Consider the following 22,663-nt stretch of genomic DNA (forward strand, 5'->3'; position numbering starts at 1 on the left):
CTCATTTCCACGACGAAAGCAACCTTTCGTCTCCATGAGCGTTACTTCGGGAAGTTCCTGCCCTAGATGTCCGACGAATCGGAGTTTCTTTCGTACCTAGGATATTTTACGCATGGAAGGATTAGCTTGGTTTTCGCATTATTAGTTTCTCCATGCAACCTCATATATCCAGTTTTCAAAGAACACTTCATGCTCTTATGGTAACATGCGTTCGGTCAATTAGCACGTCTAAAGACGTACTTGACCGAAAGCCAATTCATCTCCACCTTACCGCTGGGATTTCACCCTTCACACGCTTGAAGATGGAGACTTCTTGGCTAAAAACGTTAAAATGAGGGGAATAAGCCTATAAGCGGTAATGTAATTATTTTATGAGCTGCGAAATGCTACATATAGTACATCAATACGTTACAACGTTACATTGTACAGTTACTTAAATTAAAAGATGGTTGTGAAATTGATCACTACCTCTTGGCAGAATGACATACTAATTGACAGAAAAGGAAGATCACATTTATGGCGTATGTTCTATTGATTGTTGGATTTGTTTTATTAATAAAAGGTGCTGATTTCTTTGTAGATGGTTCGTCAAATATTGCCAGACTACTAAGAGTTCCACCAATACTAATTGGTTTAACTATTGTTGCATTTGGTACAAGCTCTCCAGAGGTAACGGTAAGTATTATTGCTTCATTACAAGGGACAGCAGACGTATCGATGGGGAATGTTATTGGGAGCAACATTTTTAATATAACACTTGTGGTTGGAGTCGCAGCGGTATTGTTTCCAATTAAAGTAGAGAATGAAACAATTCGAAAAGAAATTCCTTTTACTTTGCTTGCAAGTGTTACTTTATTAATATTAATGAATGATAAAGTATTGCAAGGACTAAATTTAAATACAATATCTCGAAGTGACGGGCTTGTATTTTTATTGTTTTTATCTGTCTTCATGTTCTATGTCATTGAAGTAGCGTTAAAGAGTCGTGAAAATGGAAGTGAAGTTACTGCTGTTCAAGACGTTAAATGGGGAAAAAACATTACAATTACCATTCTTGGGCTTTTAGGCATTGTCCTCGGTGGTCAGATGGTTGTAGAAAACGGCAAGGACATTGCTTATTCATGGGGAATGAGTGAAGCTCTTGTTGGTTTAACCATCATAGCAATTGGAACCTCCTTACCAGAACTGGTAACTTCCATTACAGCGGCTTTAAAAAAGGAAAGTGAAATAGCCTTAGGAAATATTGTTGGAAGCAATATTTTTAACATTTTATTCGTCCTAGGAACTTCTGCAGTCATTTCTCCATTAGAAGTCAGCGGGAAAATTACTATCGACATTTTGATAATGATTGCTATCACCGTACTATTACTTGCTTTTTCACGCACGAACTTTCGCATTAGCAAACGCGAAGGCCTTGTATTAGTTATAGGCTATATCGTTTATACGGTGTATATCATAGTAAGAAATTAAACACAGACTGGAAACATTTCTAAGTCGCTCTCCAAAGCGACTTAGAAAATCGCTCGTCGAAACAAGAAAATCGCTCGTTCCATGCAAAAATTCGCCCGCTCATTGTGTGAAGCAATAGCGGGCGCACGCTTGCAAAAAAATTGTCTCTGGAATGGAAAAAGGCGAGAGGCATATCAAGAAAGTTGCGCACAAAGATTAGCAAGGTGCGTGTCGATTAAGCAAGTCAGGCGCAGAAATGAGAGCAAGAAACACGCACTTTTACATACATCGTCAGCTATTCAAATAAACGTAAGCGTAAAAAAGCTTATAAATGTTGGTACCATTGTGCTGCGGCTTCTACTTCTTGTAATGTTAATTGGTGACCTTGATTTTCCCAATGCAAGTGGACATTTGCGCCGGCATCCTTTAATATTTTTGTTAAGTCTTTTGACTCTTGTGCTGGACAAATAGGGTCATTTATTTCTGCAGCGATAAACACATGTTTATGAGCTAAATTTGGTAACGCTATACCTCGACGCGGTACCATAGGATGATGGAGTATTGCACCACAAAGTGCATGTTGATAATGAAAAAGTAAGCTTGCTGCGATATTTGCACCGTTGGAGTATCCGATAGCAATGATGTTATCTCTATGAAAGGTATATGTTTCCGCGGCCTCATCTAAAAAGGTATTTAATTCCTTGGTTCGAAAAATGAGGTCTTCCTCATCGAAAATTCCTTCGGCTAAACGCTTGAAAAAGCGAGGCAGGCCATTTTCAAGAATATTTCCCCTTACGCTTAAGACATTTGCCCCTTCATCTATTTTTTTAGCTAATGGAAGCAGGTCCTGTTCTGTACCACCAGTACCGTGCAACAATAATAATGTAGGTTTTGTAGGGGCGCTTCCTTTTTGAAAAATATGTTTCATCTCAAATCTCTCCTTATAAACGCTTTCCAGCTTTTTTTAACACGTCAATAACTACTTTCTTTTGCTCATCACTTACATCCATAAAGAGTTCTTCAATGACTTGCTGATGCTTTGGAAAAATTTCATCCATCAGTTGTTTTCCTTTATCTGTAATATCAATATAAACGACACGTCTATCTTCTTGGGAATGTTTTCTTTGGAGTAATCCTTTTTCTTCCAATTTATCAATAACATACGTAATGGAGCCAGTTTTAATTAGTACACTTTCAGATATTTCCCGAACGGTTTGTTTTCCTTTATGATAAAGCGTTTCAAGAATAGTGAATTCAGAAGTCTTCATGCCATAATTCTTCATATCTTCCATAACATAGTCTTGTAATGCTTTTGACGCTTTAATTAATACGACAAAAGCTTTTAACGATAGATTTTCTTTCATAGTTGTTCATTCTCCTTATCTTACGAAATATATTAATTCATATATTCTTAATTAAATATAAATGGTTTTCTAACATGTGTCAAAGTATGGTGATTACCGTTTTATGGTTCAGAAGACTTCCTAAATTCTTGAATTCAGAAAGTCTTTAATTGTTAAGCAAAAAGGTATATGGATTAAAAAAGTTTACATAGATAGAGCGAGATGAAATATTATTAATGAAGGCTACATGTTAAAATGATTATTAATTTTATGTCAATTTTCGTTGTGGGGCAAGTAAAAACATAAACGAAGACCATTTTTTACTAATACGATGCAGTACAGTACAATATCATCAAAGCTTGTTGCATAAATTTAGTTTATGTAAGAGAGATATTGCTTATCCAAGCAATATCTCCGTCCAGCGTTCCATAGAGTTACCGTTTTTTCTTTGCTTGTAATTCATTTTTTCTGGCGACAAGTTCTTGAAATTCTTGTTCCAATTGGTCTGAAGGCTCTATGCTCAATTTTCCTAGTACTTCAGTGATTTTTGTTTCAATAACCATTCGTTCGTGCTCATTTGCCTCTTCTTTCGGTTGCGATGATGCTTGCTTATACGCTTCATAAGTGCCTTCAAAAATCTTTATGGTCTGATCTTCGAAAGCGAAAATTTTAGTTGCGACGGTCTGAATGAATCTTCGGTCATGGGAGACGAATATGACAGTGCCTTGATATTCTGTTAACAGGGATTCCAAAGCTTCCACTGCTTCAATATCAAGAAAATTAGTCGGTTCGTCAAGAATAATGGTGTTAATATTGCTTACAAATAACTTAGCAAAAGCAACCTTCACACGTTCACCACCACTAAGGACAGCTACTTGTTTATGGACATCGTCGCGATAAAAATGAAGCCTTCCTAAAACTGTACGGATTAAGGTCTCGTTTTGATGGGATGTCTCACGTACATTTTGTAAAATAGATTTTTTCGTATCAAGTACATCTAAATTTTGACTAAAGTAACCGATTTTCATAGCTGGAGAATGGTGAACTTGCTCTGCTGGTAGCAGTAATTTTTTAATCAGTGTTGTTTTCCCACTTCCGTTAGCTCCAATGATCGCTACCTTATCGCCACCTTTTATTTGAAAGCTAACTTTATTCCATAACAAACGTTGATGTACTTCTCCTGTTACATCTTCAACTCGTAAAAGGTTTCTCCCTATAATTGCTGTTTCATTCGGCAACTCCATTTTAAGAAGGGGAACTTCTCGAACTTTTTCTACTTTTTCTAGTTTTTCAATGCGTGTTTCTATTGCTTTAGCGGTTTTGCGTAATTTTTTTTGCTTATTGGCGAAATAAGGTTTTGCTCCTGTTATTTTCGCTTCTGAGTTGCTCGTTTGCTTTGGTTTTTTTGTTGCCCGCTGAGCTTTTTTTTCTTTTAAAGCGAGTGCTGCTTCTAGTTGTGCTTTCTTTTTTATATAGGTATCATACGCTTGTTCTTGCTGTTGTATTTGTAATTCTTTTTGTTGTTGATAATCAGAATAGTTGCCTTTGTATGTTGTAAGACTGCCATCTTCTATCTCCCAAATGTTTGTACATACGGCATCTAAAAATTCCCGATCATGAGAAACAATAATGAAGGCACCGTGCCAGTTTTGTAAGTTAGCTTCCAATGCTTCCATATGGGAGGTGTCTAAATTGGCTGTTGGCTCATCAGCAAGTAAAATGTCTGCTTTTCTTGCGAGTGCTTTGTTTATATATGCTTGCGTTATTTCACCGCCACTTTTTGTTTCCTTTGTTTCTTTTAATTGTGGTATTAAATCAATTGAACCGTACAGAGAAATATGGCTCGTTTCAGCTGTCATGGTTTGTGCAAGTATTTTTAATAGCGTTGTCTTTCCGCAACCGTTTTTACCAACTAAACCAATTCGATTTCCTCGATGCACACGTAATGCATCTATTGATAATAATTTACGATCTTTTATATAGTATGAAATCTTTTTTGCATCTAATAGTAAATGCATAGGATCGCCTCCTGTGTAAATAGGTTCATGTAAACCGAATAATTAGCGGGAACAGGAGGGTTTTTTGCACAATAGGAAAGAGATGTTAGGTGTTTTAGCATAAGCGAAACGACGGCGTTCTATCGTCATAAAGATTGATCCATAGCTATGCTTTTCTAACATGCTATAAGGTTTCCACCCATCGAAAATGGTAGCATCTCGTCAACATTACTAAATAGAATAAATCTACTTCCATAGCACAAAAAAAAGCCTCCTGCACTTTTCAGAACAGAAGACGAATGTAAAGACAATGATAAATAAACACAAGCCTGATTATGTAAGCTGGTGATATCTACATATAAAAGCAATGTGAATAATGTTTTGCCAATTACAAAGCGTACCATCCTATTCTGAAAGGTTTGAAATGCATACAAATTGAACAGGCTTCTGTTGCAAATGCTGCATTTTGTACAATTTTTCAGTAAATAGGATTAATACTTCATGTAATTGGGTCACCCTTTCCGTAATTTGTTGATTCCATTATATAGAATTTTTGCTATTTTGTCTAACTAAAATTGAAAGTTTATTCACTTTATTTAATACTGTCGGTAAATGCAGCAAGCACCATTTGTCGTAAAAGTGCTTATGTACTAGTACTTATTTATAGCAAAGTGAAAGTTTTTTAGTTAGCGGGGTTCCCACCTTAAGAAATGTCGAAGGGCTATGTATTTCTAAGAACAATAGTATAAGAACACGATAGCTTGCTTAAATAATAGTATCCAGTATGCTGTAAACGACGGCACCAAGAATGCATAATCCAATAGTTGTACCGCTAAGCAGGTATTGCTGGCTCTCCTTTATATGCTTCCATTCCATATAGGTGCGAAAACTGAAAAGGGCAGCCATACTTATAAAGATAAATACTCTAAATTCGTGATAATCCTTGATGGTTATTGTAATGATGATCAGAACTAAAAGGTTAAGCGTTTTTTCACCGTATCGATGAAGTTTATTTACGTATTCCTTACTTGTTTCTTCTTCATCATTTACGTTCATGTTCAATCTCTTCACTAGCCGTTTTCGGAGGATAATGTGAAGAACGAGTAAAGAAAACATAATGATGTAAATCAATTTTAGACACCCTTTTCTGAAACTATAGGAAAGTATATTATTATGACGTTCTGCCCCACTGTACCGCAACGAGGCAACTTTACGAACTTAGCCAAGTCATCACCTTTTCTTCATGAAGAGGAAAAATGACTAAAGAGGGCTTGACGTCAAGCGTGAGCATAAACTTGTTTTAAGAGTGTAGTTCTTGAAACTATAATTACCATATATTAGTAATTTGATTATTATTATTATAAGTTAAATATGGAAGGCTGGCAAGAGGAAAATGCGAATGCGAAAAATCATTTTGATTGTTTTTGATCGATGTTTCATTTATTTTGGTTGATTTTGATTGATTTTGAGTGAAATATACTGTATGATAACAATGAACTAAAGCTTGGAGTGATAAAATGCTAACGACAGATCGGTACGTTAAAATAATGCAATTATTAGAGGAAAAGCAATCCATTAAAATACAAGATGCTATGGAAGTAACGAAGGCATCTGAATCAACAATCCGTAGGGATTTAACGGATCTGGAATCACAAGGCAAATTAGTGCGAATTCATGGAGGCGCTACTGTACTTGAGCGTAAATTACAAGAATGTAGCGTAAAAGAAAAATCCACCAAAAACCTTCAAGAAAAAATCAAAATCGCGCAAGTGGCAGCAAATCTTGTTCATGAAGGCGATTGTTTATTTCTTGATGCTGGAACAACAACGTTGCAAATGATTCCGTATCTTAAAGAAAAAGAGGTTGTCGTTGTAACAAATGGTCTTTCCCATGTTGAAGCTTTAATGCAAAACGGTATCTCCACCTATCTTACGGGTGGATACATGAAAGAAAAAACAGGAGCGTTAGTAGGTGTACAAGCTGTTCAATCCATTCATCATTATCGTTTTGACAAATGCTTTTTAGGTGCGAACGGCTTTCACGTGAAGTTAGGCTATACGACACCTGACCCAGAAGAAGCAATGGTGAAAAAGACAGCGGCGAACCATGCCTTACAAACATACGTCCTAGCAGATCAATCCAAAAAAAGTAAAATAAGTTTTGCAAAAGTACTTGATTTGCAGGAGGCTACTTTAATAACGGAAGAACTGCCTCAAGATGAAATAAAGCGTTTTACAAAAGAAACATCAGTAAAGGTGGCAGAACAATGATATACACATGTACCATGGCTCCTTCCGTGGATTACACTACATTTCTTGCATCTTTTCAAACAGGAGAGTTAAACCGAGCAAATGCAGTGAATTACTATCCTGGAGGGAAGGGGATTAATGTATCAAGGGTGTTACAACAGTTTAACATCCCGTCTACAGCACTCGGGTTTGTTGGTGGATTTACAGGGGAGTTTATTACACAAAAGTTGCAAGAAGAAGGCATTCAAACAGATTTCATTCAAACGAATGAGACGACTCGAATTAATGTCAAAGTGGCAGCGAAATCAGCAACAGAATTAAATGGACCAGCGCCACGCATTTCTGAAAAACAGCAGCAAGAACTATTAGAAAGAGTGCAGCATTTTAAGACACAAGATTGGCTTATCTTAGCGGGAAGCATACCGAGTACGATATCAACTACGTTCTTAGAGGAAATGGTTAAAACATGTGAACAATTAGGAGTGCGTCTTGCTGTAGATACGTCTGGACAGCCTTTGCAACAGTTAATGACAATGACACCATATTTCGTAAAGCCAAATGAGCATGAACTTGGTGAGTTATTTAACACAAAGATAACAACCGTAGATGAAGTTATCTATTATGGCAAACAACTCGTGGAAAAGGGGATACAGCATGTTATCGTATCTTTAGGTGCAAAAGGAGCAATTTATTTATCCCATGACTGTATCGCTGTAGCAGATCCTTTGCAAGGTGAAGTGATGAATACGGTTGGTGCGGGGGACTCTATGGTGGCGGCTTTTATCGCGCAAATGACAGCTGAAGCAAGTAAGGTTGATGCCTTTCGTTATGCCGTAGCAGCTGGGAGTGCGACAGCTTTTAGTAATGACTTATGTGACCGACAGCTAGTAGAGAAGTTAGCCCAAGATGTTTGCGTTAATATATATACAGACAGGATGTGAAATTATGAAAATCACGCAGTTAATAACAGAAGAAACAATTTCACTTAATTTACAAGCTAATTCAAAGCAGGAAGTGATTGATGAGTTAATTCATCAGTTGGATCAAGCTGGTAAATTAACGGATAAAAATGCCTTTCGTGAAGCTATCTTACAACGAGAAGAACAAAGTACGACGGGGATTGGGGAAGGCATAGCCATTCCACATGGGAAATCACGAGCTGTGAAGACGCCTGCAATTGCTTTTGGTCGATCTACGGAAGGAGTTGACTACGACACTTTAGATGGGGAGCCAGCGCATTTATTTTTTATGATTGCTGCAAGCGCTGGGGCGAATAATGAACATTTACAAGCGTTGTCACGACTATCCACATTATTAATGGATAAGGCCTTTCGTGCAAAACTATTACAAGCGACGAATAAAAAGCAAGTGTTAGAAGCGATTGATCAGAAAGAAACGGAATTGGACCAACGAAGTGGCCAACAAGAGGAGACAAATAAGAGCTATATACTTGCTGTGACGGCTTGCCCAACAGGGATAGCACATACGTATATGGCAAAAGAAAAACTACTAGAAACAGCCAAAGAACTAGGTCTTTCTATCAAGGTAGAAACAAATGGTTCCGATGGTGTTAAAGACCGTTTAACAGAAAAAGAGATTGCAAATGCTGATACGATCATTGTTGCAGCGGATACAAAAGTAGAAATGGAGCGGTTTACAGGAAAACCTGTTATTCAAGTTCCCGTGGGGAAGGCGATTCATGAAGCAAACGATTTGTTACAACGTGCAGCTGAGAAAGATGCTCCAATATTTCATGGAGAAAAAACGAATGAGGATGTTCCGAATAGTGGCATAAAAAATGGCTTTTATAGACATCTTATGAACGGCGTTTCTAATATGTTGCCGTTTGTTGTCGGTGGCGGTATCCTCATTGCGCTATCTTTTTTCTGGGGCATTCAGTCGAGTAATCCAGATAGTGAACAATACAATGCGTTCGCCGCTATGTTAAATGAGATTGGTGGAGGAAAGGCGTTTTTCCTGATGGTCCCTGTATTAGCAGGATTTATTGCATCAAGTATTGCAGACCGTCCTGGATTTGCACCAGGTATGGTAGGTGGTTTAATTGCGATTACCGTTTCTGATGCAGAAGGCGCTAGTGGCTCTGGATTTTTAGGAGGACTTATTGCAGGTTTTCTTGCCGGGTATATCACCTTGTTTGTAAAAAAAGCGCTAGCTCCATTGCCAGACGCTTTAAACGGATTGAAACCGGTGCTTTTCTATCCATTAATTAGTATTGGAGTAACTGGTCTAATTATGATGGTGATTAACCCACCGTTAACACAAATATATACAGCTATTTCCTCATTATTAGAAGGGATGAGTGGCACGAACCAAATCCTTTTAGGGGTTATTTTAGGAGCGATGATGGCATTTGACCTTGGGGGACCTGTGAATAAAGCAGCTTATACATTTGGTATCGCCATGCTTGATGCTGGCAATTATACATTCATTGCTTCTATCATGGCTGCTGGAATGGTTCCACCACTAGGAATGGCTTTAGCTACAACATTGTTTAAGAATAAATTTACGAAAACAGAGCAGGAAGCAGGGAAAACATCTTATGTACTAGGTGCTTGCTTTATTACAGAGGGCGTTATACCATTCGCCGCTGCTGACCCGACGCGAGTTATTCCATCCGTTATGGCTGGTGCTGCTGTCACCGGCGGGCTTACGATGTTATTTGATATTGGACTACGCGCACCACACGGAGGCTTATTTGTCATTGGTTTAGTCGAAGGTGGTTTGATGTCTATTTTCCTTTATTTAACATCCATTGTTGTAGGTGCTGTTGTTACAGCTATCTTAGCAGGTTTGTTGAAAAAACGACGAGTATAGCAGGTTGAGGTAGTAGACATATTCTTAATGGAATTTGTTCATTTAGTTACCTTGACATCTGTGCAAATCATTCACCCTAAAAGTGGGCCCCTGTTTTTAACACTTTACGTGTGCGACATGAAAGTAGGAGCGTCTTCATTTCATTCTTGTTCATGCATAAAAAGCGTCACATATAAAGTGTTTAAACGAGGTATGATATCTATAAAAAATGTAAGTTGGGATAGGATGTTATTTTACTATCCCGGCTATTTTTTCCCTCATATAAGAGTGAGGAGGAAGATGGAAGGTTTTATAAATGACAACAAAACGATAAAGCCTGTAGTATCAATGTAACCTTCTAGCAAAATCGACGAATTTAAACTTATCTGGTCGATGGCGAGATTCTGTATATTGAAATAATCTTGCGTCATCTAAATACACTAAGCTTTTGATAACTACTATATTTGTATGGTGTTTCATATCTAACCATTTCTTATCTTCTTCTGTTGGCTCCTCGACAGTGATCTCTTTTTGGGCAAAACTTATTGAAAGACCAAGTCCATGCTCAATATATTCATATATGGATTGCGCGCATGTTGCTCGACTTGGCATCGGAATAATCGATTCTATAAAATAGTCTTTGTCTAAAATGACGTTTTCCTCATCAATATTTCTGACACGAACAACCTTCCAAATAGGTTCTTTCGTATGCATGGTTTGCTGAATAGATGGAGCATGATGTCCTTTTTCTAGCTGGATGACCGTTGTGTTAGCAGCTAAGTTTAATTTTTTAGCTAGTTCTTTGAAGCTGACGATCCCGGAAACAGGGAAGTCAAGCCGGTTGCGATCGATCACAACCGAGCCTTTTCCGCGTACTTTTTGGATGTAACCATGTTGTGCTAACAAATGTAACGCTTTTCGAATCGTTTCTCTTGAAGTCTGATATGTCTCCGCAAGCTCGTTTTCAGAGGGGAGTAAAGTATTTGTCGGCAATTGCTGATGATTCATTTGTTCTACTAAATCATGGTAAATACGAATATATTTCTTTTGCATAAACGTCCCTCATTATAAATTAATAACATCCAATTAGTTCCAATCTCTCTAACACTTACCGAACAAGTTGACCTTCTTGCTAAGGTAGATAATAAATAATCGACTCATATGGTCTTAGCGTAATGGTTTTCGAAACAGAAGGAGAATCGGAATAATTCGATAGTAATATCATGCTACTTTTAAGTCCTAAATCACCAAGGCTTATTTCTGTGTGTTGCGCATAAAAGTTACTTACAATGATAATTGTTTGATTTTGCCAATTGCGCGTATAAGCAAAGACAGCTGGATGATGTATATCAATGATTTGAAAGTCTCCATGTATAATAATAGCATATTTTGTTCGTAAAGAAATGAGTGACTGATAATGTTTGAAAATAGAGTCAGGTGCTTTCATCATTGCTTCTGCATGAATTGTTTCGTAATCTTTAGCTAATGGGATCCAAGGATTGCCAGAAGTGAATCCAGCATTTTTTGCGGAAGTCCATTGCATCGGAGTACGAGCATTATCCCTTGATTTTTGCTGTAAAATATCCAGAATTTCTGTTTCTGACTTTCCTGCTTTTTTTAAATGATGATACGCATTGTGTGTTTCTACGTCCCGATATTGGTCAATGGAGTCGAATCCAGCGTTTTTCATTCCGAATTCTTCTCCTTGATAAATATAAGGAGTTCCTTGCATCATATGCAATGTTGTAGCGAGCATTTTAGCAGATGTAGTATGATAGCTTTCATCATCCCCAAACCGAGATACAATTCTTGGCTGATCATGGTTGCACCAAAACAAAGCATTCCATCCACCACCTTCGTGCATGCCAACTTGCCATTTGTTGAGTATTTCTTTTAATTGAATAAAATCAAATGGAGCAGTTGTCCATTTTTTTCCGTTAGGATAGTCGACTTTTAAATGATGGAATTGAAATGTCATATCTAATTCATCCCGATCCTGCCTTGTATAAAGAATGCATTGGGCTAGTGATGTTGAGGACATTTCTCCAACGGTCATCATCTCATTTGGTTGAAATACACGTTTGTTTAATTCATGTAAAAATTCATGGATCCGCGGTCCGTCTGTATAAAATCTACGTCCGTCTCCATGCGCGTCATTAGGAAAATGTTGATCTTTAGAAATTAAATTAATGACATCAAGTCGGAAGCCATCAATTCCTTTGTCTGCCCAAAATTGTACCATGTTAAAAATTTTTTCTCGAACTTGTGGGTTTTCCCAGTTTAGATCGGCTTGGGTTTTATCAAATAAATGTAAATAATATTGTTCTGTTTGTTCATCATATTCCCAAGCGGAACCACCAAATTTAGATAACCAATTATTTGGTGGCCCACCGTTGACAGGGTCCTTCCAAATATAGAAGTCGCGATAAGGGTTGCTTTTTGATGTAGCTGCTTCTTGAAACCACACATGATCTGTTGATGTGTGGTTAATAACAAGGTCCATAATTAGCTTCATATTGCGACAATGTATTTCTTCAAGCAATACTTCAAAATCATCCATCGTTCCGTACATAGGGTCAATATCATAATAATCACTGATGTCATAGCCGTTATCTCTCTGTGGAGATTGATAGATAGGGGTCAGCCAAATAACATCTACGCCTAATGTTTTTAAATAATCGAGTTTTTGAATAATGCCTTGTAAATCACCAATCCCATTTCCTGTTGTGTCTTGGAAACTTTTTGGATAAATTTGATAAACGACAGCTTGTTTCCACCATGTTTTATTCACGTGATCACCTCAGTTGTTCATTTCGTTGTACGATTGGAAACCTTTTGCCCGTATTTAGCAAACCATCTCGTATAATGGAATTGCTTGCTAGTGTTGGAGCTGTTTATGCACATAGAAGTATAAATTTTAAGGTTTATCATATAAGAAGCCAATTTGGCTTGCATTTTGTTTTAATAAATTTTGCGGGATTATGTTTAAATTATTAATATATAAGTTAGTACATAGCTTTAAATTAGGTGCTTAGGAATAACAAAATAACTATGTCACCAACTAGGCGACTTCGCGAAATTGCCCTACGAAGGGTGAGATATTAGTAACAACTACTTTGAAAATAGGAGTTTTCGTGGGGAAAAAGCGCCCCACGAATGAGACTTTCTATTGTATAAATCATATTATGCGGCTAGCTATAGTGAAGGATTTCTTTTTCAATGCGAGCTATGAGCCGTTTCTTATAGGTTGTTCCGTTTTCGTAAAGCTAACATATACGTTATGGTAAATGGAATGATAATAACAATACCTATTCCAATACCAAAGGCTGTCCAATTTCCTGGTACGATAGAAAATATTCCTGGAACACCACCTACACCGATGGATGAGGCTAGGACTTTTTGCATCGTAATGAACGCCCCAGCAATAGAAGAGCCAATAATTGCAGCAATAAATGGATATTTAAAGCGCAAATTCACGCCAAACATAGCTGGTTCGGTTATACCTAGCCACGCGGAAAAGCCTGATGTTCCTGCTAATCCTTTTAATTTTTCGTCTTTAGCAGCTAGCATCATAGCAAAAGCGGCTGCGCCTTGTGCGATATTAGATAAGGCTAAGATCGGCCATAAAAACGTCGCCCCCGTACTACCGATTAATTGCAAATCAACGGCTAGGAAAGTGTGATGCATACCAGTAATAACCATTGGCGCATATAGTGCACCGTAAACCAAGCCTCCAATTACTGCATAGTGATCAAATAATGCTACTAACCCGTCTGTAATCCAGTTTCCAATTGTAAAGGTAATTGGTCCGATAATGATAAATGTTAAAAATCCAGTTACGAGTAATGCGACGGGTGCTACAACAAGTAATTGAATGGAATCCCATACACGTTTACGGAGAAAAATTTCAATTTTAGCCAGTACCCAAGATGCAAATAATACAGGCAATACTTGCCCTTGATAACCGATTTTATTGACTTCTAGTCCAAATAAATCCCATGTTGGTACAGTTCCTTCCTTTAGGGCAGAGCCATATTCCCATGCATTAAGTAAAGCAGGGTGTACAAGAATTAAACCGAGCACGACACCTAATAATTCACTCCCGCCAAACCGTTTCATAGCGGACCAACCGATTAATGCAGGTAAAAACGTTAATGCTGTATTTGCAATGATATTAATCATATCAGCAATGCCAGCCCATTGAGGATATAGTTCCGTAACGGCTTGTTCTGCGAAAATTCCAGAGTTAGCAAGAATATTGTTTATTCCCATCAACAGCCCTGCAGTGACAATAGCAGGTAAAATAGGGATAAATATATCAGCTAAAACTTTTATAGCACGTTGTAATGCATTTTGTTTCTGTCCGCTTACAGCCTTTACCTCTTCTTTAGATGCCTCTTGAATTCCTGTTTGCTCAACCATTTCGTGATAAACTTTGTCAACGGTACCTTGACCAATAACGACTTGAAATTGTCCGTTGGTGGAAAATGCCCCTTTTACGACATCCATATTATCTAAAGCTTGTTTGTCTATTTTTTTCTCATCTTTTAAAGCAAAACGTAGCCTTGTGACGCAATGTGTAGCAACTTGAATGTTGTTAACTCCGCCAATGGCATCAACAATTTTTTTCGCTTCTTTTGCCAGCTCACCTGTTGACGAAGTTTGACTTTCTTGACGTGCTTGGTGAACTAATGTCATTAACTCATCTCCAGCTTGAATGGCCGTGTTCGCTGTAAAACTAGCTATATGCCATTCGTCTCCATTCGTGATGATAATTGGTGTAACTAATTGGAAGCCTTTTTTCTCAAGCAAATCCATGTCGAAGGTGAGCAGCGTATCTCCCTTTTCAATGCGATCACCTTGCTTTACAAAAGCATTAAACCCGTCACCGTCTAAGCTAACCGTTTCTAGACCGATATGAATAAGTATCTCTATACCGTCATCACTCTGTAACCCAATTGCATGTTTAGTAGGGAAAAGTTGTACTACTTTACCGGAAAAAGGAGCAATAACTTTCCCATTAGTCGGTTTGATAGCTAAACCATCGCCCATCATTTTCTGTGCAAAAGTTGGATCCGGGACTTTTTCTAGCTGTAAAATACGCCCATTAAGAGGCGCGTGAATTACATGTTTGCCATTCTTCATTGTGTTTTCCTCCCCATTTTTATCGAAAATATACTCCTACAACGTATTGGGTACGGACAAGTAGAAGTTGGAGCTATTTAGTTCATTCAGTAAGTAATAAAGGCAACATACCATTTTATTTATTAAAAAAACACTTTTAATACAATAAACCAAAACATGTATATACAAGTTGCTTTAAGTGTAACTTGTATATACATGTTTTGCAAGCGTTTTAAATTTGCATACTTAAATAAACTACGAAAAAGAGGCTCGTACTTGGGAAGAAATCGCTCATACTTGCGCAAAAATCGCTCGTACTTGGGAAGAGATCGCTCACGCCCGTGCAAAAATCGCTCGTACTTGGTAAGAGATCGCTCGCGCTTGCGCAAAAATCGCTCGTACTTGGTAAGAGATCGCTCGCGCTTGCGCAAAAGAGGCTCGTACTTGGTAAGAGATCGCTCACGCCCGTGCAAAATTTGCTCGTACTTGGTAAGAGATCGCTCACGCTTGCGCAAAAGAGGCTCGTGCTTGGGAAGAGATCGCTCGCGCACGTGCAAAAATCGCTCGTACTTGGTAAGAGATCGCTCGCGCACGTGCAAAATTCGCTCGTGCTTGGGAAGAGATCGCTCACGCACGTGCAAAAATCGCTCGTGCTTAGGAAGAGATCGCTCGCGCACGTGCAAAATTCGCTCGTGCTTGGGAAGAGATCGCTCACGCCCGTCCGAAAGAGGCTCGTACTTGGGATGAAATCGCTCACGCACGTGCAAAATTCGCTCGTACTTGGTAAGAGATCGCTCGCGCACGTGCAAAAACCGCTCGTACTTGGGAAGAGATCGCTCGCGCACGTGCAAAATTCGCTCGTACTTGGGAAGAGATCGCTCACGCTTGCGCAAAATTCGCTCGTACTTGAGAGGAGATCGCTCACGCCCGTGCAAAAATCGCTCGTACTTGGGAAGAGATCGCTCACGCTCGTGCAAAAATCGCTCGTACTTGGGAGAAAATCGCTCACGCTTGCGCAAAAATCGCTCGTACTTGGGAAGAGATCGCTCACGCTTGCGCAAAAATCGCTCGTGCTTGAGAGGAGATCGCTCACGCCCGTGCAAAAATCGCTCGTGCTTGGGATGAAATCGCTCACGCCCGTGCGAAAATCGCTCGTGCTTGAGAGGAGATCGCTCACGCTTGCGCAAAAATCGCTCGTGCTTGGAGTAAATCTCTCCCGCGCGAGAATGCTCACGGAGTTAGTGGCAAAAAAGGAAAATTATTAATGATAGATATATAGATAGGTTAGAAAGTAAAGAGGGGGGGAGGAAGGGCTAGCAGCTGGTGGATTCCATGCTTCTCATTTGAGGTTGATTATAGTACGCATTTATTTTCCCTTGATAAACGAGATGGAAAATGCCTGCATCCTCCAAGTCATGAGGAGTAACTAGGGGAGCTGGTTTATTAAACTTGACTACATTGCTCTCTTGTAGGACTGTAGCTACGAATTGTGAGCAGAAAAAAGCGTTTTTTCTATTAATCGGGCGTTTAAGAAGAAACCCAAATAAACCGATGAAATTGTATCGATAAGCATCTTTTTCTGCATATATGTTCTGAATATATTGGTTTATTAGTTGCCACTGTTCTTCTGTGATGGATATGGAATAGATAACGCCGTTTGCATGTTTAAATAAACCTTCATGCATATTTTCTTTTACAAAACCACCTATAAATGGATTTTTAGGAGCTTTTCTCCCAAAGCTGTAGACGTGCTCAAGTTTTTCATCAAAAGCTATAGAAGCATGATTGTATGGTTTTTTTGTATACAATTTAATTAGTCTTGTAAGCCATGAATTTGTATCTGTAAGTAATAAGTAGATTTCTTTTTGTTGCACAATCATCTCTCCCATCTGTATGTATTCTTTTTCTGTGCTATCAGTAGTATTATTTTATACGAAAAAGATTGCGATTTGGATTCTAAAAATTTTATATCCATAGTCGTACTGTGGAAATTCCGTTCTTTCATAAGCGTTTTGTTTTAAAGTAGCTGCATAAGTTCCTTATAAGTCTATGCTAATTATAATCAATATGAAACTATTATTAAAGATGCTTAAGCTATATAATAGTCTAAGCCTTCCGATGTATAGATTTAATTATCTAATGATAGGTACTGTTCATTATTTAATAGTTAACTATAGTTTATACCTTGCTACTAAATAATGCAAGGTAGTGATTTGGAGTTCTTTTCTATGTGTACAGAAAAATGGTTCACATAACTACGCTTCGTTTACTGCTAAAATTCATATATATGTAATGCTTTTTGTTCAAAATGATCACTTGGGCATGTTGCTACTACATAGAATATGTGATGATTCAATGTAACTATCTATGTTGTTTTACCTTTTAGGTGACTAATTTCGCTACCTTCAAGTTGGCGCTTATCAGACTTCACGAATAGCTGGGAATATTAAGATTTAAAGTAATGAAGCTTGTGCATGAAAAGGTCGGAGTAGTTCCATTTTTACTCCGACCGATGAACAAAAAGCTCTTTGACACTACATGAAAACATAAAATTTTAAGGGAGTGAAGTAATCCTAACTAGTAATAAAGCGTAGATCGCATTTAGAAAGCTAACTTGGTAAAATCACAAGTTAAGCTAAATGGATTTTTTACACTACAGAAAAGTATAAAGTTTCTAGAGTATAAGCAAAAACTAAGGTATCCGCCACAAAATTTGGCGACAAACCAAGTTTTTCTAACCATATAACTTTGCAATAAGTTAACCCCTGCCTAGATTTTTTTCTTTCACTGCTTTTGTCATTTGACTCCAAATGGATCCTTTTGCTTCTTCTCCGTCTTTAATTCGTGCTAAAGCCATTTTTGCTTGCATGCGTACTTCGAATTCAGGGTCGTTCACTGCATCTTCCAAAGCTTCTATAGCAGTTTCATCGCCTCGCTCATATAAAAACATCGCAGCACGCCAGCGAACTAATCTGCTTTTATCTTTTAGTGCCTCGATCATCGCTGGTATGGCTTCGGAAAAACCAAGGTCGGATAGGCAATCACCTGCCGTTCGCCTTACGTTAACAGCCTTATCTTTTAGTGCTTTATATAAATATGGAAGCACTTCTTTATTTTCAATCATACCTAAATAGGCAGTAGCTAACCTGCGAACGGATGCTTTTTCATCCGCAAGTGCTTTATTTAAAACAGGTAAGTCTGCTTTGGAAGGTTCCATGCGGTCTAGTGCAGCATACCGTTCTTTCCAATTGGGGTGATCTAACATCTCCATTGTTACTTTTTTATGATAGGAAGAAATAAATGACGCATCATTTGTTTTTGCATATTGAATGAGATTATGTAGTCGTTTTTCATCATAGCTTGCAGTAATTTCTTCAACGACTTCTTCTCCCACAGTCTCTATCTCGCCATAGCGGGGATTTTGCTCAATCCATTTGCGCTCTTCCAACATATTATCAGATGCCGTTGAAGCTTCCATTACGGCGTCCATAAATCGCTCTGGTAAACCAAACCGCTTTTCTGTGTTTCCATCTGTTACTTTTACTTGCATGGGGATGTAGCGAAATAATTGCAAATATACTTGAACTTCTCCAAAAGCTTCATCTGTATTTAGGAAACTTGTAGGTGAAATGGCATTATTTTCTTCTGCAGAGCCTAGAACTTCGCTTACTTTGGGCAAGATGTCTTCCCAAGCTACACGCGGATTTCGTTCTAAAGCGATAAAGTCGACTACTCTATAAATACCTTTTACTCCGTTAATTTGAAATAATTGCTGTATATAGGCAGGTGCATCTTGTAAGTCATCCTGAAGCGTGTAATTGAACGTTTCCCCATCTTGTAATTGTTCATTCACATTAATTTTCATGGAATATGGACTGGGGGTCGGTTCGATCGATATGATTTGCATGTTATAAACCTCCTCAAGTATGAAACTTTTTATGAAGTAAAAAATTAAAGTGTGAAACCATATTTTCTAAATAAATCTTAACAAAAAAGCAGATTATAATCTTGTGCAAGGGCTTCTTCATGGATCGTTTATTCCGTTGGTATTTCACTTTTTCTATTGTGCTTCTTTTCCAATTAGATCTAAATGACGGGCGACTCTTGAACAGGGATTGTTCTAGAAGCTTAGATACTGGATAAAACTAGCGCTGCAATTATATGTTATACTAATAAAGTTGTGTCTTCATAGGAGAGTCTGTCATTATGAATGGAATGATGTAAAAATAATTCCTTACATACTACTTAAGAAAATGAGCTAAGATGATAGTTTGCGAGCCGTTTATGTAAGCGCAACAAGTTAATGCATAGGGAATAAGTTTCTTGTAAGGGGGAAAAACAGATGGAAAAACTACCAATGAGTGCCTCGAGAACGGTTCAAACAAGACTGGTTTTACCGCCGGATACAAATCATTTAAATACGATATTTGGTGGTAGAATCCTAGCATATATTGATGAAATTGGTGCGTTATGTGCCATGCAGCATGCTAAAAGTACAGTAGTAACCGCATCGATTGATTCGGTAGATTTTTTATCGCCAGCTAAAGCTGGAGATGCTTTAACGATTGAAGCTTTTGTTAGTTATACAGGAAGAAGTTCGATGGAAATTTACGTTAAAGTAACAGCGCGTGATTTAATTAATCAAAACGAACGGCTAACGACAGAGTCATTTCTCACGATGGTTGCAGTAAATGAGGAAGGCAAGCCAGTACCAGTGCCGCAAGTATATCCAGAAACGGAAGAAGAGAAGATTTTGTATGAGTCGGCACCGTTTCGTAGAGAGAACCGGAAGCTAAGATATACAAGTCGAAATAAATAAGTAAAGAAAAAACTGTTGATTTCTTATGGATTGACAGTTTTTTCTTATTTTAATTTATAGAAAAAAATTTGAAAGAGTCTTATGGAGCAATTCATTATCTATCATACAAATAGATTGCTTGATGAAGGAAATTCTTACACCCAGGTTTTTCATACAAAGTACACGTAGCTATTGCTGTAAGACTACCATTTCAAACACTAGAAAATCTATATGACAAGTCTAAGTGGAAATTAAAGCACTTAAATGCCCAATTTTCACTGGTGGAAAAATACTTCGTGACTAATAAGCAGAATATAATCGTTTTGAACGGAATATGTAACGATTAGCCGAGTTTTTCTATAAGTAAGGAAAGAAAACGAGTTTCAAACAATTGCCGATCTTCCTCAGAAAAAGCTTTTGGCCCTTTCGTTCGTTTTCCGCTTTTCCTTGCCATCGCATTTAAGTAACGTGTCTGTAAAAGCGAATCTATATTTTCATTTGTGTATAGAAATCCTTTATGGTGCATCACATGGCATCCTTTAGCAAGTCCTAATGAAGCGAGTCCATAATCTTGTGTAACAATAATATCTCCACGACTTACGAGTTGCATAATACGGTAATCCGCGGCATCAGCCCCTGAATCTACATAGATCGTTTCGACCCCTTCTGGATTTGTTTTACTAGAATAATGGGAAAAACTTTGCACGAGTGTAACTGGGATGCGATATGCTTGAGCTAACTTTATAATAGACTCTTTAACTGGGCAAGCGTCGGCATCAACAAATATTTTCATGAAAACAACCTCTCATCTGTTTATCTCGAATAATATGGCGGTAAATGATTCTTCAAAAAATAAGCTTGTAAGAAAATAAAGAAGCAGATAACGTTACGTCAACTCCAATTTGTTTGGGATTTTTAGGTCATGCTTTTAGGTTACGAGCAATTCAAAGGCTTATAATTTCCCATGTATGGAAGGGAAGATATGCGATAGGAAAACACAAATTGGTCAGCAGTTTCCCTATCAGATGTAAGCCGAGTTTTCTTCACATGCATTGCAGTGAGCATAATTCGAACAGAAGAAAAAGTCAAGTAGCGTGAATAAATAGTAAAGGGGTGGATGGAGTTAAAAATGAAAATGCAAAACCTTTGAAATACCTCACAAAGTTAGGAATATAACTCTGTATCCATAAAAATGAGCAAAGTAAAAAAATGTATATCTTTTTATAGAGATATCGTTTATAATTACGAACTAATATAACTGTTTTATATGAAACCACACTGTTGTATACCAATGAAAGAGTAGCAAAAAAAATTAAAGCGATTACTATTTGTTTTATGTACTGTGGGAACATATAAATTCTAGGATGATCCAGCGCAAATGAAATGTTGACGAGGAGGGAAGTCATGCAATTAGTTACACCGAGTTTAAAATGGGAGTCTGAACATCAGGCTTATTGCAAAGAGTGGGGGTCATCAAAAATGATCCCAAACAGTTTCAGTTTAGATGGGTATACAGATTACAGTGTTTATTTGAAAGCATTAAGGTTAAAGCAAAAAGGAAGTGAGCATTGGGTTCCCAACTCTAATTACTTCTTAGTTAACGGGGAACAAAAAATCGTAGCGATGGTTAGTATCCGACATGAGCTGAATGACTTCCTCTGGAGGGAGGGCGGACATATCGGTTACAGCGTGCGACCATCACAACGTAGAAAAGGGTATGGCGCGAGAATACTAGAGGAAGCTTTAGCTAAATGTAAGCAATTGGAATTAGGAGATATTTTAGTTACATGTGCGGCAACGAATGTTGGCTCTGCAAAGGTCATTATGCATAATGGTGGCGTAGAAGCTGAATCACATCGAGATGAAAACGATTTGGAAACAAGACGATTTTGGATAAAGAATGGTTGAATTCCCTTTTTCAAAGCACTATAGCAAAGTTGATTCCGTATCAGCGAAATGATGGCTTACACCACAAAGATTTGGAGATGATGTACTGCGTAGAGAGTTTCGCAGCATGAATAAGCAAAACAATTAGCAATGGCTTTCTGTTAAAGCTAATAAATAGACAAACCGCATGAAAGCTCTTCCCGTTTTTGTTTTTGAGTGAGCTCATGCGGTTTATTTTAAAAAAATTGTTCCTTTAGCTTTGGCATTTTCCCCAATCTACAAGGCTTCGCGTAGTTAAATCTTTCAGAGTAAGTGGAAAATTAAATGAAAAATCTTCAAAGTTACAACGATATTTATCCAGTTGATCTTGCCCACAGGAATTACTTCCTAATCCGTTCTGTTGTTTATCCAAGTGAAGGATGAGATAATCGCGTTCCACTGAATTAATCGTATGCTTTGCCATCTCCAAGTCCCGGTCTTCATACTTGGAAACGCTAAAGTTTAGCGGATTTTCTGTGTGGATGAGTATGCCTTTATTCTGCTTTGCCAAGCCAATCCAATCGCAATCCATATGGTTTCCATTTTCTTGCAATAACTCATCTACATGTGCATGGAATATGCCATGGTAAGCGGATTGGCAGGAATCAACGTAGTTCTCGTGTGGACCTAAGCCGCGCCAAGACACGTTGTCGTATTGTTGATGAATAATGGATCTTTACTCCAATTCTTTGCAACATGGGTGGTGCATTTTCTTTGCGTCCAGAAGCAATGCCAGCAATGGCGACTTGTAATTTCCCATCTGGCGTGATGGTATAGCGATAGGTTAAGTCATAGTACCAGGAACTGTTCGTTGTCCCGTAAAAAGCATGGATTATCCAAATAAAATGGTTATCATAGTCTACGTTTCGAACGATGTGATGGTCTAAGTGCATAAAGTATTTGGTCGGTAATCCTCTAAAAGATACATATCATTATCGATCAGAGCACGCCCATGTAAAAACA

At 38.0% G+C, this 22,663-nt stretch carries 19 protein-coding genes; 6 read left to right on the top strand and 13 right to left on the bottom strand.

Annotation, left to right across the window (positions count from 1 at the left end; translation table 11 throughout):
- Window positions 1-516 precede the first annotated feature (516 nt).
- Window positions 517-1,470: a calcium/sodium antiporter gene (locus BUB45_RS12320; RefSeq protein ID WP_073009741.1), complete on the top strand. Its 954-nt coding sequence runs from the start codon at window positions 517-519 to the stop codon at window positions 1,468-1,470.
- A gap of 304 nt (window positions 1,471-1,774) precedes the next feature.
- Here BUB45_RS12320 and BUB45_RS12325 read toward each other — a convergent pair whose 3' ends face one another.
- The 4 genes from BUB45_RS12325 to BUB45_RS12340 form a co-directional block, all read right to left on the bottom strand.
- Complete coding sequence (locus BUB45_RS12325) at window positions 1,775-2,377, bottom strand: alpha/beta hydrolase (RefSeq protein WP_073009744.1); 603 nt, start codon at window positions 2,375-2,377, stop codon at window positions 1,775-1,777.
- A gap of 13 nt (window positions 2,378-2,390) precedes the next feature.
- Complete coding sequence (locus BUB45_RS12330; protein WP_073009747.1) at window positions 2,391-2,813, bottom strand: MarR family winged helix-turn-helix transcriptional regulator; 423 nt, start codon at window positions 2,811-2,813, stop codon at window positions 2,391-2,393.
- A gap of 413 nt (window positions 2,814-3,226) precedes the next feature.
- The gene (locus tag BUB45_RS12335; protein ID WP_073009750.1) at window positions 3,227-4,810 is read right to left on the bottom strand and encodes a Vga family ABC-F type ribosomal protection protein; all 1,584 of its coding nucleotides are present in this window, start codon (window positions 4,808-4,810) and stop codon (window positions 3,227-3,229) included.
- A 744-nt stretch (window positions 4,811-5,554) separates the two neighbouring features.
- Window positions 5,555-5,905 carry a DUF4181 domain-containing protein gene (locus BUB45_RS12340; RefSeq protein WP_073009859.1) on the bottom strand — a complete coding sequence of 117 codons (351 nt, stop codon included), beginning with the start codon at window positions 5,903-5,905 and terminating at the stop codon, window positions 5,555-5,557.
- 401 nt (window positions 5,906-6,306) lie between these two features.
- Between BUB45_RS12340 and BUB45_RS12345 the strand changes: the two genes are divergently transcribed.
- Genes BUB45_RS12345 through BUB45_RS12355 form a run of 3 tightly spaced genes read left to right on the top strand, consistent with a single transcriptional unit; the run spans window position 6,307 to window position 9,873 of the window.
- Entirely contained in the window at window positions 6,307-7,059 is a 753-nt protein-coding gene (locus tag BUB45_RS12345) for a DeoR/GlpR family DNA-binding transcription regulator (protein WP_073009753.1), read from the top strand.
- Window positions 7,056-7,979: a 1-phosphofructokinase gene (gene pfkB / locus BUB45_RS12350; RefSeq protein ID WP_073009756.1), complete on the top strand. Its 924-nt coding sequence runs from the start codon at window positions 7,056-7,058 to the stop codon at window positions 7,977-7,979. The genes BUB45_RS12345 and pfkB overlap by 4 nt, the downstream gene beginning before the upstream one ends.
- 4 nt (window positions 7,980-7,983) lie before the next feature.
- Window positions 7,984-9,873: a PTS fructose transporter subunit IIABC gene (locus BUB45_RS12355; RefSeq protein ID WP_073009759.1), complete on the top strand. Its 1,890-nt coding sequence runs from the start codon at window positions 7,984-7,986 to the stop codon at window positions 9,871-9,873.
- 324 nt (window positions 9,874-10,197) lie between these two features.
- Here the strand turns inward: BUB45_RS12355 and treR are convergent, their stop codons facing one another.
- The 6 genes from treR to BUB45_RS12385 all read right to left on the bottom strand — a co-directional run bounded on the left by treR (window position 10,198) and on the right by BUB45_RS12385 (window position 18,883).
- Window positions 10,198-10,905 (bottom strand): trehalose operon repressor, encoded by a 708-nt coding sequence (treR, locus tag BUB45_RS12360; protein ID WP_073009762.1) that lies wholly within the window; start codon window positions 10,903-10,905, stop codon window positions 10,198-10,200.
- 79 nt (window positions 10,906-10,984) lie between these two features.
- Window positions 10,985-12,643: an alpha,alpha-phosphotrehalase gene (treC, locus tag BUB45_RS12365; protein WP_073009765.1), complete on the bottom strand. Its 1,659-nt coding sequence runs from the start codon at window positions 12,641-12,643 to the stop codon at window positions 10,985-10,987.
- A 449-nt stretch (window positions 12,644-13,092) separates the two neighbouring features.
- On the bottom strand, window positions 13,093-14,997 hold the full coding sequence (gene treP / locus BUB45_RS12370) for a PTS system trehalose-specific EIIBC component (protein ID WP_073009768.1): 1,905 nt from the start codon (window positions 14,995-14,997) through the stop codon (window positions 13,093-13,095).
- A 122-nt stretch (window positions 14,998-15,119) separates the two neighbouring features.
- Entirely contained in the window at window positions 15,120-16,163 is a 1,044-nt protein-coding gene (locus tag BUB45_RS19595) for a splicing factor U2AF large subunit (protein ID WP_139300155.1), read from the bottom strand.
- Window positions 16,164-16,289: 126 nt separating this feature from the next.
- Window positions 16,290-16,850 (bottom strand): hypothetical protein, encoded by a 561-nt coding sequence (locus tag BUB45_RS12380; protein ID WP_073009774.1) that lies wholly within the window; start codon window positions 16,848-16,850, stop codon window positions 16,290-16,292.
- A gap of 884 nt (window positions 16,851-17,734) precedes the next feature.
- Window positions 17,735-18,883, bottom strand: coding sequence for a conserved virulence factor C family protein (locus BUB45_RS12385; RefSeq protein ID WP_073009776.1), 1,149 nt, complete (start codon window positions 18,881-18,883; stop codon window positions 17,735-17,737).
- Window positions 18,884-19,318: 435 nt separating this feature from the next.
- On the opposite strand from BUB45_RS12385, the gene BUB45_RS12390 reads away from it, so the two are divergent.
- Window positions 19,319-19,795: an acyl-CoA thioesterase gene (locus BUB45_RS12390; RefSeq protein WP_073009779.1), complete on the top strand. Its 477-nt coding sequence runs from the start codon at window positions 19,319-19,321 to the stop codon at window positions 19,793-19,795.
- 322 nt (window positions 19,796-20,117) lie between these two features.
- Here the strand turns inward: BUB45_RS12390 and BUB45_RS12395 are convergent, their stop codons facing one another.
- Window positions 20,118-20,567: a YaiI/YqxD family protein gene (locus tag BUB45_RS12395; protein ID WP_073009782.1), complete on the bottom strand. Its 450-nt coding sequence runs from the start codon at window positions 20,565-20,567 to the stop codon at window positions 20,118-20,120.
- A 611-nt stretch (window positions 20,568-21,178) separates the two neighbouring features.
- Between BUB45_RS12395 and BUB45_RS12400 the strand changes: the two genes are divergently transcribed.
- Window positions 21,179-21,682 carry a GNAT family N-acetyltransferase gene (locus BUB45_RS12400; RefSeq protein WP_073009785.1) on the top strand — a complete coding sequence of 168 codons (504 nt, stop codon included), beginning with the start codon at window positions 21,179-21,181 and terminating at the stop codon, window positions 21,680-21,682.
- A gap of 232 nt (window positions 21,683-21,914) precedes the next feature.
- Here the strand turns inward: BUB45_RS12400 and BUB45_RS12405 are convergent, their stop codons facing one another.
- Entirely contained in the window at window positions 21,915-22,346 is a 432-nt protein-coding gene (locus BUB45_RS12405; RefSeq protein ID WP_073009788.1) for a beta-galactosidase small subunit-related protein, read from the bottom strand.
- Window positions 22,306-22,593, bottom strand: a complete 288-nt coding sequence (locus tag BUB45_RS20210) for a hypothetical protein (protein ID WP_139300156.1) — start codon at window positions 22,591-22,593, stop codon at window positions 22,306-22,308. The genes BUB45_RS12405 and BUB45_RS20210 overlap by 41 nt, the downstream gene beginning before the upstream one ends.
- Between the last annotated feature and the right edge of the window lie 70 nt (window positions 22,594-22,663).

Origin of the sequence: Virgibacillus chiguensis (genome assembly GCF_900129865.1) — a bacterium.
Taxonomy (GTDB): Bacteria; Bacillota; Bacilli; order Bacillales; family Amphibacillaceae; genus Virgibacillus; species Virgibacillus chiguensis.

What these genes read in the sequence shown, in the direction of transcription:
- BUB45_RS12320 (WP_073009741.1), top strand. Translation starts at nt 517, where the DNA reads ATGGCGTATGTTCTATTGATTGTTGGATTTGTTTTATTAATAAAAGGT.
- BUB45_RS12325 (WP_073009744.1), bottom strand. Translation starts at nt 2,377, where the DNA reads ATGAAACATATTTTTCAAAAAGGAAGCGCCCCTACAAAACCTACATTA.
- BUB45_RS12330 (WP_073009747.1), bottom strand. Translation starts at nt 2,813, where the DNA reads ATGAAAGAAAATCTATCGTTAAAAGCTTTTGTCGTATTAATTAAAGCG.
- BUB45_RS12335 (WP_073009750.1), bottom strand. Translation starts at nt 4,810, where the DNA reads ATGCATTTACTATTAGATGCAAAAAAGATTTCATACTATATAAAAGAT.
- BUB45_RS12340 (WP_073009859.1), bottom strand. Translation starts at nt 5,905, where the DNA reads ATGTTTTCTTTACTCGTTCTTCACATTATCCTCCGAAAACGGCTAGTG.
- BUB45_RS12345 (WP_073009753.1), top strand. Translation starts at nt 6,307, where the DNA reads ATGCTAACGACAGATCGGTACGTTAAAATAATGCAATTATTAGAGGAA.
- pfkB (WP_073009756.1), top strand. Translation starts at nt 7,056, where the DNA reads ATGATATACACATGTACCATGGCTCCTTCCGTGGATTACACTACATTT.
- BUB45_RS12355 (WP_073009759.1), top strand. Translation starts at nt 7,984, where the DNA reads ATGAAAATCACGCAGTTAATAACAGAAGAAACAATTTCACTTAATTTA.
- treR (WP_073009762.1), bottom strand. Translation starts at nt 10,905, where the DNA reads ATGCAAAAGAAATATATTCGTATTTACCATGATTTAGTAGAACAAATG.
- treP (WP_073009768.1), bottom strand. Translation starts at nt 14,997, where the DNA reads ATGAAGAATGGCAAACATGTAATTCACGCGCCTCTTAATGGGCGTATT.
- BUB45_RS12385 (WP_073009776.1), bottom strand. Translation starts at nt 18,883, where the DNA reads ATGCAAATCATATCGATCGAACCGACCCCCAGTCCATATTCCATGAAA.
- BUB45_RS12390 (WP_073009779.1), top strand. Translation starts at nt 19,319, where the DNA reads ATGGAAAAACTACCAATGAGTGCCTCGAGAACGGTTCAAACAAGACTG.
- BUB45_RS12395 (WP_073009782.1), bottom strand. Translation starts at nt 20,567, where the DNA reads ATGAAAATATTTGTTGATGCCGACGCTTGCCCAGTTAAAGAGTCTATT.
- BUB45_RS12400 (WP_073009785.1), top strand. Translation starts at nt 21,179, where the DNA reads ATGCAATTAGTTACACCGAGTTTAAAATGGGAGTCTGAACATCAGGCT.
- BUB45_RS20210 (WP_139300156.1), bottom strand. Translation starts at nt 22,593, where the DNA reads ATGCACTTAGACCATCACATCGTTCGAAACGTAGACTATGATAACCAT.